General features: G+C 39.7%; 13 protein-coding genes and 5 pseudogenes. 9 read left to right on the top strand and 9 right to left on the bottom strand.

Annotation, left to right across the window (positions count from 1 at the left end):
* Positions 1-107 precede the first annotated feature (107 nt).
* A pseudogene (locus tag E4O00_RS02550) lies at positions 108-1,003 on the bottom strand (substrate-binding domain-containing protein); the annotation flags it as partial.
* Positions 1,004-1,040: 37 nt separating this feature from the next.
* On the opposite strand from E4O00_RS02550, the gene E4O00_RS02545 reads away from it, so the two are divergent.
* Positions 1,041-2,204 (top strand): IS3 family transposase, encoded by a 1,164-nt coding sequence (locus tag E4O00_RS02545; RefSeq protein ID WP_253679616.1) that lies wholly within the window; start codon positions 1,041-1,043, stop codon positions 2,202-2,204.
* A 25-nt stretch (positions 2,205-2,229) separates the two neighbouring features.
* Here E4O00_RS02545 and E4O00_RS02540 read toward each other — a convergent pair.
* A pseudogene (locus E4O00_RS02540) lies at positions 2,230-2,546 on the bottom strand (sugar-binding lipoprotein); the annotation flags it as partial.
* A 118-nt stretch (positions 2,547-2,664) separates the two neighbouring features.
* Here E4O00_RS02540 and E4O00_RS02535 point away from each other — a divergent pair.
* A complete protein-coding gene (locus E4O00_RS02535; RefSeq protein ID WP_253679614.1) occupies positions 2,665-3,540 on the top strand; it encodes an acyl-[acyl-carrier-protein] thioesterase in 876 nt (291 codons plus the stop codon).
* A gap of 65 nt (positions 3,541-3,605) precedes the next feature.
* Here the strand turns inward: E4O00_RS02535 and E4O00_RS02530 are convergent, their stop codons facing one another.
* Together E4O00_RS02530 and lepB are read right to left on the bottom strand one after the other, a co-directional pair.
* Positions 3,606-3,803: a hypothetical protein gene (locus E4O00_RS02530; protein ID WP_253678433.1), complete on the bottom strand. Its 198-nt coding sequence runs from the start codon at positions 3,801-3,803 to the stop codon at positions 3,606-3,608.
* Complete coding sequence (gene lepB, locus E4O00_RS02525) at positions 3,800-5,284, bottom strand: signal peptidase I (RefSeq protein ID WP_253678432.1); 1,485 nt, start codon at positions 5,282-5,284, stop codon at positions 3,800-3,802. The genes E4O00_RS02530 and lepB overlap by 4 nt, the downstream gene beginning before the upstream one ends.
* A 229-nt stretch (positions 5,285-5,513) precedes the next feature.
* Here lepB and E4O00_RS02520 point away from each other — a divergent pair.
* The 6 genes and pseudogenes from E4O00_RS02520 to E4O00_RS14085 all read left to right on the top strand — a co-directional run bounded on the left by E4O00_RS02520 (position 5,514) and on the right by E4O00_RS14085 (position 7,919).
* Positions 5,514-6,277: pseudogene (locus E4O00_RS02520) on the top strand (Rpn family recombination-promoting nuclease/putative transposase).
* Between the two features lie 131 nt (positions 6,278-6,408).
* A complete protein-coding gene (locus E4O00_RS14105; protein ID WP_371922709.1) occupies positions 6,409-6,558 on the top strand; it encodes a hypothetical protein in 150 nt (49 codons plus the stop codon).
* A gap of 110 nt (positions 6,559-6,668) precedes the next feature.
* Entirely contained in the window at positions 6,669-6,959 is a 291-nt protein-coding gene (locus tag E4O00_RS14100) for an aminoacyl--tRNA ligase-related protein (RefSeq protein ID WP_371922708.1), read from the top strand.
* 72 nt (positions 6,960-7,031) lie between these two features.
* Entirely contained in the window at positions 7,032-7,154 is a 123-nt protein-coding gene (locus tag E4O00_RS14095) for a hypothetical protein (protein ID WP_371922707.1), read from the top strand.
* Positions 7,155-7,273: 119 nt separating this feature from the next.
* On the top strand, positions 7,274-7,546 hold the full coding sequence (locus tag E4O00_RS14090; RefSeq protein WP_371922706.1) for a YbaK/EbsC family protein: 273 nt from the start codon (positions 7,274-7,276) through the stop codon (positions 7,544-7,546).
* Between the two features lie 208 nt (positions 7,547-7,754).
* Positions 7,755-7,919 carry a hypothetical protein gene (locus E4O00_RS14085; RefSeq protein WP_371922705.1) on the top strand — a complete coding sequence of 55 codons (165 nt, stop codon included), beginning with the start codon at positions 7,755-7,757 and terminating at the stop codon, positions 7,917-7,919.
* A gap of 362 nt (positions 7,920-8,281) precedes the next feature.
* Here E4O00_RS14085 and E4O00_RS13975 read toward each other — a convergent pair whose 3' ends face one another.
* The 5 genes and pseudogenes from E4O00_RS13975 to E4O00_RS02495 all read right to left on the bottom strand — a co-directional run bounded on the left by E4O00_RS13975 (position 8,282) and on the right by E4O00_RS02495 (position 11,638).
* Complete coding sequence (locus E4O00_RS13975; RefSeq protein ID WP_256483987.1) at positions 8,282-8,404, bottom strand: hypothetical protein; 123 nt, start codon at positions 8,402-8,404, stop codon at positions 8,282-8,284.
* A gap of 62 nt (positions 8,405-8,466) precedes the next feature.
* Entirely contained in the window at positions 8,467-8,631 is a 165-nt protein-coding gene (locus E4O00_RS02510) for a hypothetical protein (RefSeq protein ID WP_253678431.1), read from the bottom strand.
* Between the two features lie 10 nt (positions 8,632-8,641).
* Positions 8,642-8,797, bottom strand: a complete 156-nt coding sequence (locus tag E4O00_RS02505) for a hypothetical protein (protein WP_253678430.1) — start codon at positions 8,795-8,797, stop codon at positions 8,642-8,644.
* A gap of 24 nt (positions 8,798-8,821) precedes the next feature.
* A pseudogene (locus E4O00_RS02500) lies at positions 8,822-10,316 on the bottom strand (sugar ABC transporter ATP-binding protein).
* Positions 10,317-10,426: 110 nt separating this feature from the next.
* Complete coding sequence (locus E4O00_RS02495) at positions 10,427-11,638, bottom strand: substrate-binding domain-containing protein (protein WP_253678429.1); 1,212 nt, start codon at positions 11,636-11,638, stop codon at positions 10,427-10,429.
* A gap of 119 nt (positions 11,639-11,757) precedes the next feature.
* Between E4O00_RS02495 and E4O00_RS02490 the strand changes: the two are divergent.
* Positions 11,758-12,634, top strand: a pseudogene (locus tag E4O00_RS02490) (acyl-[acyl-carrier-protein] thioesterase).
* The last annotated feature ends 13 nt before the right edge of the window (positions 12,635-12,647 follow it).

The raw sequence follows: 12,647 nt of genomic DNA, 5'->3' as shown, positions 1-12,647 counted from the left end.
AAAGATCACACTCCTTTTAAAGCCTCTTATTTATTTTAAGGCAGGAGAAAAATTCCCCTGCCCTAAAAACCATCAAAGATTAACGGCTGCCTTAAATTTAAGACTCATTAATACTTTAACTTGTCGGTGTAGTTTGAACCGGAGTTTGTTTTAACCATGTTTACGGCAAAAGCATCAAAGTTGTTAAGGTTAGTAAATTTATCCAAACAGCTTGATTCGTTCTGTCCGTCACCCTGAACGATTGTCAATTCAATGTTCAAGAGGGGTGCATAGTATTTTAATGCAGGCAAGTATGAAGAAGAAAGGAAGTTATCGCCTGAGTTATAAATGGTCAAAAGAACCTTCTTTTTGGGAGCATTTGTCTGCTTGATTCCGGCATCGCGTGTTCCGCCGAGGTAGTTTTTGTAGTTAGCCATTGTAACACCTGAGTTGGCAGCCATAACAGCCTTTACATCAGCCCAGTACTGAACAGGAGCCGAAATTTTGTTGCCGTAAGAATCTGCAGACGTAATACCCTTTGTGTATACATCTGTTCCCTTTAAACCGTCGAGCAAGTTGCGCAAAACCTGTAAGGTTGCTGTTGCCTGAGCATCAACGTTCTGAGAAACTGTTCCTGTAAGAATACCCTTACCTACAGCTTCGATAGCATCTGCATTTGCATCATATCCGAAGATAGGAACACCGGCAGGATAGTTTGAAGCCTGTAAACAGCCCATTGCCATACCGTCATTGTTTGAAACAACCATATCAATCTGATCGGCAAATTTTGTTGCCCATCCGCCCATAGCTTCTGTTGCAGCATTTGCATTCCATGTGGAACCATCTGTTCCTGTCATGGCCTTTCCTTCAAGCTCAATAACATCAAATGTTTTACCTGCGATTGTTACTGAACCCTGCTTTGTTTTACCGGGGTCGGTAGAACCTGCCCAGTTCCCAAGGCCTTTCTGATACCTTCTGTTCTGGCCTTTGAATCGTTATGACCTACGTCTCCGATGCAAAGAACATTGAACTGACCCCATAAATTAGGACACCTTTTGGAGGTGTACAGATGGGAAAAAATAGAGAAGTACAGTATTGACTTCAAACTAGAAGTTGTAGGAAAATATGAACGAGGAACATGCGGCTACAAAAGACTCGCCAGAACATATGGGCTTTCTCGAGATACCGTACGCGATTGGTGTCTAAATCCACGTCTGCATGAAATAACAACTATGGCTCGGAAAAGAAAATTAACAACGAAGAGCACGACCTTGAATATTATAAAACGGCAGCTCTTTTTTTGGGAAACGTACGCAAAGAATATCGAAGAGGAACTTGCAAAACAAGGTAAAAAAAAACTCGTTTTGAAAACGATTCAGGACTGCCTATCAATAACACCGCGGACGAAGATACGGAAATTGTGTAAAGTTGCAGAAGTTTCAAAGTCAACATTCTATTATAACCGGAACAATGACCGTCAAGCACAAAAGGATGCACAAATCATAACTTTGCTTAAGAAACTGCCCAAGGAAATCATATTACGACGAGGAAACAAGGCGAAAGCAATCATTCTCAGACAAAAATTCGGTGTAATTGTAAATCACAAGCGCATAGAGCGCATTTGCCGTGCATACGGCCTTCTTGCGAAGAATAGGAGAAGAAAGTTTCCTAAACATTATTACGAGCAACAAAAGCAAAACAAGCAAAATCTGCCCAATAATATTCTGAATCGTCAATTCTGTGCAGCAGAACCGCTTACAAAACTCTGTACAGATGTATCGTATTTTCGTACTACAAAAGGATGGTTGTATCTAAGTCCTGTGCTTGATTTATATAGAAATCAAATTAGTGCCTACCACATGTCGACTCATAATGATGAAAAACTGGTTATGGATATGTTGGATAAACTTCCATGCCTTGAACCCGGAGCACTTCTTCATTCCGATCAAGGCGCAGTATATACTTCCAAAGCATATACAAATCGCCTTAGGGAAAAGAAAATCATTCAAAGTATGAGCCGTAGGGCAAACTGCTGGGATAATGCCTGTATGGAACATTTTTTCGGAACTCTCAAAGTCGAAAGCGGATATAACGAGCTAATAAAAATCAGAACTCCGACAGAACAAGAAGTGATAGCACTGATTGACAATTTTATAAAATATTACAATAATGAGCGTATTCAAAAGAATCTCGGCTGGCAGCCGCCAGTCGAAAAATCTGCTTAAACTGTCCTAAAATATGGGGTCAGTTCACATAGCCTAAAATACCGTCACCGTTTCTGTCGAGTGAAGCATTTGCTGATGCGAGGAAATCTGTAATGAGTTTTCCTGAACTGCACCGCCGCCTGCGGCATCAAAACCTACATAATAAGTCTTGTCATTCCAGTTCATAGAAGTCATATCGATTTTTCCTGTTGTCGGATCTGAAGGCTGTCTGTTAAAGAAGACTAAGGGTTTGTCCTTGTTAAGAACTGCATTTCCGCTTCCGCCGCAGCTTACAACAAAAACAGCCGACACAATAAGAAGCCCAAAAAAAACTATTTGTGCAAATTTAGAAAAAGCTCTCATAAATACGCACCTCCTAAAATTTTATTACTTTTGAGTATATTATATTTTATAAAATATGTCTATATCAAATTCACGGCTTTTAGCTAGAAAAAAATTAAAAAATTGGTATAATCACTCCATGATAATAGATAATAAATTCACTGTACGCCATAAGATTCTCACAGGAAACATAGACGGAAAATGCAGGGCAACTCCGATGGAGTTTGCTATTTTGCTGCAAGAGCTGGCAGCAGGACATTACGGCACGACGGGACTTTCCATCCCTCACTTACAAAAAATGGGCATGACATGGGTAATAACAAAACAGCATTTTGAAATTGCCGAATACCCTCTTTGGATGGATGATTTAATAGTACAAACTTGGGCACAGCCGCCCAAGGGCTTTTTTTGCTTTAGAGACTTTGCTTTCTTTTATGCAAGAAACGGAAAAAAAGCTTCCATTGATGATGCATTTGAAGAAAATTTAAGTATCGAAGAAGAACGAGAAAAAAGGCTATCTATAGAAGAATTTAAAGGGCTCTCAAAGCCTTTTTTTAGAGCAAGCTCATGCTGGGTAATATTGAATTCTGAAACCGGACAGCCTATAAAACCCGATGAAAGAACTATGGGAAATTTAGCCTTTAATGATGAGCACCTTGAGGGTAAGGTCTTTGCAAAGATTACATTACCGGAAAAATGGGAAACGGAAGAAAAATTCAAGCCTACCCTTTTGGACATAGACATGAATTCCCATGTAAACAATTTAAATTACTTGAGATGGATTTTATCCTACATGGATGCAGATTTTTGTAAGGGCAAATTACTTAAGACCCTCGATACAAACTTCGTTTCATCGGCAATGTACGGCGAAGAACTGATATGCAGATCAAGCCTTTCTGAAAATGTATGTATTCACTCCATAATAAGAGCCGAAGACAAAAGCGAAGTTTTCAAGGCCCGTTCCGAATGGGCTGACGAAAAGACTCTTTCAAGAGAGTTAAAGGTAAAAGCTTAAACAGAGCAGCACAAATTGAACCTTCGAAAAAAAGCCGCATAAATTATGCGGCTTTTTACTTAAACTTACTTTACCAAACCGAAACGGGCTCTGGGGAAAAGAATCAGGTTTACTGTTCCTAACATCCTCGAAGAATGAATATAGCGGGGAGCCACATTTGTTACAAACATCATGGACATGGGATCATCCTTATTTAGAGCTTCCAAGTGGTATTGATATTCGTGCCTCATGTCCGTGGAGTTAAAGCGGTTATCCCCCATCATAAAGTAGCAGTTTTCGGAATGTATTCTTCTTCTCCCTTGGGGAATTCATCCATGTTTCTTTGAGACGAAAGTGCTAAATAGTAAAGGTACTCGCCAAGCTCGTTTATGATAGCTTGACGCTCTACATCAGAAGAAAAGGCAGCCTCGCTCACATTGGCTTTATAAAGCTCCGCGTTTCGTACAAGGAGCTTTCCAAAACTAAGTTTTATAAGAATATCGAGTTGGGCATTTCTCATTTCGTATAAATTGAAAGAATTTGTTTTGACTGTTTTTTTCCATGAGGTTAAAAAATCCTCAAACCATGTAAGACCGCCGTCCGTTGTCGTGTTTGAGGCTATTGCCTCATTATCACGAGCCATTTGGGTAACCAGGTACTGAGCCTTGTTTAAAAAGTCCTTGGCCGAAAAAACCTTGTCGGGCTTTGACTTTATTTCTTTCATTTTTTTTACCAAGGCCGCAGCTTCAGCTTCTGCCTCATCAAAATTTACCCTAGCCCTCCAAGCCTCCACCGATTGAAGACGGTTTAAGTCTTCGGTATTCATTTTTACATCTTTTACATATTTTAAACTTGACTGGGGAAGTTTGGATAAATCCCACACGGCATAAGCACTTTCATCAAAGGCCTTAAAATACTTTTCACCGGCTTTTTTTATGTAAAGCACCCCGTCGACAAGCATCAGTTTTTCTCCGCCTACACCGACAATTCTTTTTACCAAGGGATCAGCCTTTATTCTTCCGCCTTCGTCCTTGTTGATGTTTACCATAGTAAGAGTCAGATATTGAACCAACTGAGAGGTGTACTTAAGCTCATTATTCGGATCGTTTTCGTAATGAGGATTCCGGATTATAACCACGTCTCCCCTCTTATAATTATAAATTTGAGGAAACCTGAATGAAGAAAGCGGAAAGGTCGGCCCTGCAGCAGCCTTAAAACCTGCAACCCTATCGCCTATCATAAACTGCTGTACCATAGATTCTGAAGGAATAACATAGAGCTGCAAAACAAAAACGCTAAAAAGAAGAACTATACAGGCAGCCTGCAATATTGCATCCGCCCAATCCAAAATTTCTGAAATAAAAGAACGCTTTTTTTTAAGGATTTCCGGCAATTCAGGAAAATATTTAGGCAGCCTTTTATCCTTTAATCTGAACAAAAGTATCCTGTTGTAAATAACTAATACAATCCAATAAAGGGCTAAGACTGCATCAAGGGTAGACCTATCCTCTCCGCTTTGAACAGCCCTGGACATAATAAAGCAGGCCATAAAAATATAGGGCACATATTCCATCGTTTTACGCATTACAAGCATTGAACTTACAGTCTTTTTTTTGAAAAAAGAAAATATACAAAAAGCGTTCCAAATAGAATAAGCCGAACCTAAGGCCGCTGCAAATACGGCAAGGCCTGAGCCGTTTTTTATAATTAACAAGATTGAAAATAAGAAACTTAAAACCGATTCTGCGTAAAAAAGGATAGACATGAAAACTCCTGATAATTTCTATATTAATTAATTAACTAACTACCTAAACAAAATAAAGGCCGATAGGCAACAGAGTATATCAGTTTTTTATACTTTGTGCTAGGGATTGGAGAAAACTTGCCAATACGCATCATAGAGAGGTTCATTTTTTCTAATTTACGTTTTTTTCAAATAAATCCTATAAATATAATGAGGGGAGAAAAATATAAAAATTAATAGGAGAACACAAATGGTAAAAAGATTTGAAGATTTAACTTTTACGGACGATTTTATGTTTTGTAAGGTCATGCAAGAGCCTTATTTATGTAAAAGACTTATTGAAATGATATTATTCGATTCGATAGGTAAAATTTCTTATATTTCGGTACAGCATAATATTAAAACCTATGAACAAGCAAAGTCGATAAGACTTGATGTTCTAGTACAGACTGAAAACGGCAAATTTTATGATGTTGAAATGCAGGTAAGCAATGAGAGGAATATACCTAAGCGAATGAGATTTTACCAGGCAGCTATCGATATTTCGTTCTTGGATAAAGGCAATTCTTATACTAACTTAAATGATACTTTTATAATTTTTATCTGTATGTTTGACACTGTAGGCAAAACATGCCTATCTATACCTTTGAAAACATCTGCATAGAGGATAAAAATACCACTTTACAAGACGGCACACAACAAGTTATAATAAATGCAGAGGCTTTCGAGAACATTGAGAACGATGATTTAAAGGAATTTTTAGAATACCTTAAAACAGGTAAGGCAAAGACTGAATTTACAAGGAGGTTAGAAAAAATGATACAGGCAATAAAAAATAATGAACAAGCAAGACAAGAATACAGATTAATGTCTACCTTTGAAATGGACGCCAGAGATAGAGGAGCTCATGATAAAGCCCTAGAAACAGCCAAACTCATGAAAATGGAAAAATGTGATAATAATTTTATCATGAGAATGACAGGGCTTTCTGAAACAGAGATTGAAAAACTGTAATTTAATATTTTAAAAATTGTCTTTTATCAATAACCACTGCATTGAACCGGCTAAGTGGAAACATACCAAAAATCCGGCCTATAGATTTTTTTAAGCAAAAGCGGTACAATAACTTTTTTGGAGAAGTAATTATGAAGATGACGCAGATGTATATGCCTACATTGAGAGAGATTCCGAATGAGGCTGTTGTTGAAAGCCATAAGCTGCTTTTAAGGGCAGGAATGATAAGAATGGCAAACGGGCTTTTTTGCCTATCTCCCCCTCGGCTTAAAGGCCTTTAGAAAGGTCGAAAAAATTATCAGGGAAGAAATGGATGCAATAGGCTGTCTCGAATTTTAAGCCTCCCGTAATCGTTCCGGGCGAATGGCAGGAATCGGGAAGATGGGATTCTATGGGGCCTGAACTTTTGCGCATTAAAAACCGCTTAAACCAAGAGTTGGTAGTAAGCCCCACGGCCGAAGAAGCCTTCACGGCTCTTTTTAAAGAACGAATTATCATCTTACAAAACTATCCGGTCTTAACCTATCAGATTAACACAAAATACCGCGACGAGATCAGGCCCCGCTACGGGCTTATGAGAACCCGCGAATTTACAATGAAGGACGCTTATTCCTTCCATACAAATGACGAAAGTTTGGACGAAGCCTATCTCAGCTTTGAAAAAGCCTATGTAAAGATTTAAGCGCTGCGGTCTTACCGTAATAGGCGTAAAGCCGATTCCGGTGCGATGGGAGGAAGCGGCTCGCAGGAGTTTATGGTAGAGTCTTCCGTAGGGGATGACACCCTCCTTATCTGCCCTTCGTGCGGTTATGCAGCAAATGAAGAAAAAGGCGGCCTGCGCACCCGACAAGGAGCAAGGTTCGGCTTCTGCAATTAGTATAGAAGAAATTGACACACCCAACGTAAAAACGATAGAAGAACTTACAGCCTTTTTAAAAACGGAAAGTTTTTATAAAAACCTTGATTTACCGCGTAGAAAATTCCCAGTGCTCGGCAATGCAGAAAACGGTAAAAAAAGTGCAAAAACGCAGAGCAAGAAGTTTTTTAATTGCCGTCTGCATAAGGGGAGACTTGGAGGTAAACGAAGCAAAATTAAAATCCTCCCTTAAAGCCTCGGAAGCAATCCTCGCAAGCGATGCCGAAGTCGAAGAAGCTACAGGAACGGTTGTAGGCTTTGCGGGCCCCGTAGGCTTAAAAAACATTCCCGTAATTGCCGATGAAAGCGTTATGCTCATGCACGATGCTGTAACCGGAGCCTTAAAAGGATAAACACCTCATCCATGTGGAGCCTTCATGATTTATACCCGCCCATGTCTTTGACCTCCGCACGGTAAGAGCAGGAGATACCTGGTATGCGGCACCCCTCTTTACACTAAAAAGGGCAATGAACTCGGCCACATCTTTAAGCTGGGCTATAAATATACAAAGTCAATGAACATGACCTATCTTGACGAAACGGAAACAACAGCATCCCTCGATGGGCTGCTACGGCATAGGGCTTGACCGCCTTACGGCTTCAATCGTTGAAGAACACCACGATGAAGACGGAATAATCTGGCCATTGAGCGTCGCACCCTTTCAGGTTGCCAGTTCCCATAAAATACGAGGGCGAAATGCAAAAGGAAGCCGACCGCCTCTATGACGAGTGCAAAAAGAGGAATTGAGCTCTCTTGGATGACAGAAAAGAAAGAACCGGCGTTAATGGTGGGATATGGACCTTATAGGCATCCTGATAAGGCTCGTAGTCGGCGAAAAAATCTTCCCAATATCGAATTTAAGCTGAGAAGCAAGTTCCGAAAACAGTACGGTCAATAAAGATGAGGTGATGGATTTGGTAGAAAAACGTAAAGAACTTGCAAAATTGCTAGAGGCTTTAAGATGAAAAAGATTTTAAGTTTAAGCTTTTGGTTTTTCCTCGCCGGCAGCGGCTTTAGCCTTGCCGCTCTTTAAGCTGATTTTGCCTCTTTAGAAGCGGCAACTGCATCCCTATATTTATTCTTTGCTTCAGCCAATGAAGAGCTTCAGCTGAAACTTTAAAACATTTAATTTTCGTGTGAGTTCTCCCGAATCCTTTGTTTCGGCATACTCATCATGCAGGGCTTTTTTTTCAGCTTCATTTTCTTGCATAATTGAAGCGATTTGACTTTCATATTCAGCCTTGCACTGTTCTTGTTTTTGATTTTCTGATTTTATAAAATCCTGTATATTATCTTTAAACAGCTTATTGAATAGGCAACAGCCTCGGCTGCAAGCTTCTTTTCGGCTTCTTTGTTTTCAAGAGCAATCTTCTTAGCGGCTTCAATTCCTTTTTTATATTCGTCTATCGAAGAAGCCTTTACCTCATCATCTATCAAACGGTTCTTTTTAAGGGCATAGATATGATTTTTTTAAAGAAGCTATTTTATCGACCCCGTCCTTACGCAGATCGTGGAGAGCTTTACCGTATTCGGCAAGTTTTTTATCTTCATTAAAAAAACTAAAGTCAGTTAAATCTACTTTTTCATTGCTTTTATTTTCCATACAACATACTCCTTAAACCAGTTCCTACAAATACTTAGCCGAAAGTCTGAGCAGGGTTTCCTGATCGGTTTCCTTGGTATTCACGATACCTGCAAGGCGGCGGTTGGACATAACGGCTATACGGTTTGTGATACCTAAAATTTCGGGCATCTCGCTCGAAACAACGATTATAGTCTTACCCTCTTTGGCCATCTTGATAATGAGCTGATATATTTCGTACTTCGCTCCTACATCGATACCGCGGGTAGGTTCATCCATCAAAAATACATCGGGTGAACGCTCCAGCCATTTTCCAATTATAACCTTCTGCTGGTTTCCTCCGCTCAATGCAGAAATACTCTGATCAGCCGAAAGGCAGCGAGTCCTCATGGTGTCGATCTCTCTGTTGGCGGCTTCACGCATTTTACGGTTTGACAACACACCCATAGTTTTATAATTATCCAGATTGGTAATTACCGTGTTAAATTCGATTGTGTCCTTGCCGAACATTCCGTTTAATTTACGCTCTTCGGTCAACAAGGCAAAGCCGTAGGACATAGCCTCTTTACTGCTTTTAAAATTAAGATATTTATCGTTAATACTTATGCTTCCCGATTCTATAGTGCGGATACCGAATAGGGCTTCCAAAAGCTCACTTCTTCCGGCACCGACAAGACCATAGAGGCCTAAAATTTCTCCCTTCCTTACGGTAAAGGAAATATCTTCAAGCACAGGTGCATATTTTGTTTTTAAGTTTTCTATTTTTAAAAAAGTCTTCTCCGGGCACATTATCCACATCGGGGAAACGCTTATCCAGAGATCGGCCTACCATGGCCGCAATAATTTCATTCATATTTGTTTCGGCGATGGGTTTTGAAAGAATCATTTTCCCGTCCCGTAAAACGGCAACCTCATCGCAAACTTCAAAAACCTCATCCATCTTATGCGAAATATAAATAAATGAAACGCCTTTTTTTTGCAAGGCTCTGATTATCGAAAAAAGTTTTTTTACTTCCCTCTCAGTTAAAGAAGAAGTAGGCTCATCCAATACGATGAGCTTCGCATCATAAGAAACAGCCTTTGCTATTTCGACCATCTGCCTCTGCGAAACAGACATGGTACGCATTATTGTTTTTGGATTGACATTCATATTGAGCGAAGAAAAAAGAGAACTTGCAGATTCAAACATTTTTATTTCGTCAACAATCCCGAAGTTGGTCGGGTATCTGCCTAAAAATAAATTATCGGTAACGGTTCTGTCAAGACAAAGATTAAGCTCTTGATGAACCATAGCGACTCCGCTTTCAAGAGCTTCTTTAGGATTTTTAAATTCTATTGATTTATTTAATAAAGAAATGGTGCCCTCATCCCGCGTATATATACCGAAAAGGCACTTCATCATGGTGGATTTTCCCGCCCCGTTTTCTCCCATAAGTCCCATTACGGAGCCTGGTTTTACGGTTAAGTTAATACCGTCCAAAACCTTGTTTTTTCCGAAGGATTTTGAAAGGTTTTTTATTTCAAGAACTACATCACTCATCCCAAAGATCACACTCCTTTTAAAGCCTCTTATTTATTTTAAGGCAGGAGAAAAATTCCCCTGCCCTAAAAACCATCAAAGATTAACGGCTGCCTTAAATTTAAGACTCATTAATACTTTAACTTGTCGGTGTAGTTTGAACCGGAGTTTGTTTTAACCATGTTTACGGCAAAAGCATCAAAGTTGTTAAGGTTAGTAAATTTATCCAAACAGCTTGATTCGTTCTGTCCGTCACCCTGAACGATTGTCAATTCAATGTTCAAGAGGGGTGCATAGTATTTTAATGCAGGCAAGTATGAAGAAGAAAGGAAGTTATCGCCTGAGTTATAAATGGTCAAAAGAACCTTCTTTTTGGGAGCATTTGTCTGCTTGATTCCGGCATCGCGTGTTCCGCCGAGGTAGTTTTTGTAGTTAGCCATTGTAACACCTGAGTTGGCAGCCATAACAGCCTTTACATCAGCCCAGTACTGAACAGGAGCCGAAATTTTGTTGCCGTAAGAATCTGCAGACGTAATACCCTTTGTGTATACATCTGTTCCCTTTAAACCGTCGAGCAAGTTGCGCAAAACCTGTAAGGTTGCTGTTGCCTGAGCATCAACGTTCTGAGAAACTGTTCCTGTAAGAATACCCTTACCTACAGCTTCGATAGCATCTGCATTTGCATCATATCCGAAGATAGGAACACCGGCAGGATAGTTTGAAGCCTGTAAACAGCCCATTGCCATACCGTCATTGTTTGAAACAACCATATCAATCTGATCGGCAAATTTTGTTGCCCATCCGCCCATAGCTTCTGTTGCAGCATTTGCATTCCATGTGGAACCATCTGTTCCTGTCATGGCCTTTCCTTCAAGCTCAATAACATCAAATGTTTTACCTGCGATTGTTACTGAACCCTGCTTTGTTTTACCGGGGTCGGTAGAACCTGCCCAAGTTCCCAAGGCCTTTCTGATACCTTCTGTTCTGGCCTTTGAATCGTTATGACCTACGTCTCCGATGCAAAGAACATAGCCTAAAATACCGTCACCGTTTCTGTCGAGTGAAGCATTTGCTGATGCGAGGAAATCTGTAATGAGTTTTCCCTGAACTGCACCGCCGCCTGCGGCATCAAAACCTACATAATAAGTCTTGTCATTCCAGTTCATAGAAGTCATATCGATTTTTCCTGTTGTCGGATCTGAAGGCTGTCTGTTAAAGAAGACTAAGGGTTTGTCCTTGTTAAGAACTGCATTTCCGCTTCCGCCGCAGCTTACAACAAAAACAGCCGACACAATAAGAAGCCCAAAAAAAACTATTTGTGCAAATTTAGAAAAAGCTCTCATAAATACGCACCTCCTAAAATTTTATTACTTTTGAGTATATTATATTTTATAAAATATGTCTATATCAAATTCACGGCTTTTAGCTAGAAAAAAATTAAAAAAATTGGTATAATCACTCCATGATAATAGATAATAAATTCACTGTACGCCATAAGATTCTCACAGGAAACATAGACGGAAAATGCAGGGCAACTCCGATGGAGTTTGCTATTTTGCTGCAAGAGCTGGCAGCAGGACATTACGGCACGACGGGACTTTCCATCCCTCACTTACAAAAAATGGGCATGACATGGGTAATAACAAAACAGCATTTTGAAATTGCCGAATACCCTCTTTGGATGGATGATTTAATAGTACAAACTTGGGCACAGCCGCCCAAGGGCTTTTTTTGCTTTAGAGACTTTGCTTTCTTTTATGCAAGAAACGGAAAAAAAGCTTCCATTGATGATGCATTTGAAGAAAATTTAAGTATCGAAGAAGAACGAGAAAAAAGGCTATCTATAGAAGAATTTAAAGGGCTCTCAAAGCCTTTTTTTAGAGCAAGCTCATGCTGGGTAATATTGAATTCTGAAACCGGACAGCCTATAAAACCCGATGAAAGAACTATGGGAAATTTAGCCTTTAATGATGAGCACCTTGAGGGTAAGGTCTTTGCAAAGATTACATTACCGGAAAAATGGGAAACGGAAGAAAAAATTCAAGCCTACCCTTTTGGACATAGACATGAATTCCCATGTAAACAATTTAAATTACTTGAGATGGATTTTATCCTACATGGATGCAGATTTTTGTAAGGGCAAATTACTTAAGACCCTCGATACAAACTTCGTTTCATCGGCAATGTACGGCGAAGAACTGATATGCAGATCAAGCCTTTCTGAAAATGTATGTATTCACTCCATAATAAGAGCCGAAGACAAAAGCGAAGTTTTCAAGGCCCGTTCCGAATGGGCTGACGAAAAGACTCTTTCAAGAGAGTTAAAGGTAAAAGCTTAAACAGAGCAGCACA

The organism is Treponema sp. OMZ 788 (assembly GCF_024181245.1).
GTDB lineage: Bacteria > Spirochaetota > Spirochaetia > Treponematales > Treponemataceae > Treponema_B.
The sequence above is the reverse complement of the archived record's forward strand: the minus strand, read 5'-3'. Positions and strand labels throughout refer to the sequence as shown.

Excerpts from the sequence above, each read along its gene's own strand:
- E4O00_RS14090 (WP_371922706.1), top strand. The coding sequence starts at position 7,274 with ATGCAGAAAACGGTAAAAAAAGTGCAAAAACGCAGAGCAAGAAGTTTT.
- E4O00_RS02495 (WP_253678429.1), bottom strand. The coding sequence starts at position 11,638 with ATGAGAGCTTTTTCTAAATTTGCACAAATAGTTTTTTTTGGGCTTCTT.
- E4O00_RS02535 (WP_253679614.1), top strand. The coding sequence starts at position 2,665 with ATGATAATAGATAATAAATTCACTGTACGCCATAAGATTCTCACAGGA.
- E4O00_RS13975 (WP_256483987.1), bottom strand. The coding sequence starts at position 8,404 with ATGCAAGAAAATGAAGCTGAAAAAAAAGCCCTGCATGATGAGTATGCC.
- E4O00_RS14100 (WP_371922708.1), top strand. The coding sequence starts at position 6,669 with ATGGGGCCTGAACTTTTGCGCATTAAAAACCGCTTAAACCAAGAGTTG.
- E4O00_RS14095 (WP_371922707.1), top strand. The coding sequence starts at position 7,032 with ATGGTAGAGTCTTCCGTAGGGGATGACACCCTCCTTATCTGCCCTTCG.
- E4O00_RS02505 (WP_253678430.1), bottom strand. The coding sequence starts at position 8,797 with ATGGAAAATAAAAGCAATGAAAAAGTAGATTTAACTGACTTTAGTTTT.
- E4O00_RS02530 (WP_253678433.1), bottom strand. The coding sequence starts at position 3,803 with ATGATGGGGGATAACCGCTTTAACTCCACGGACATGAGGCACGAATAT.
- E4O00_RS14085 (WP_371922705.1), top strand. The coding sequence starts at position 7,755 with ATGGGCTGCTACGGCATAGGGCTTGACCGCCTTACGGCTTCAATCGTT.
- lepB (WP_253678432.1), bottom strand. The coding sequence starts at position 5,284 with ATGTCTATCCTTTTTTACGCAGAATCGGTTTTAAGTTTCTTATTTTCA.
- E4O00_RS14105 (WP_371922709.1), top strand. The coding sequence starts at position 6,409 with ATGAAGATGACGCAGATGTATATGCCTACATTGAGAGAGATTCCGAAT.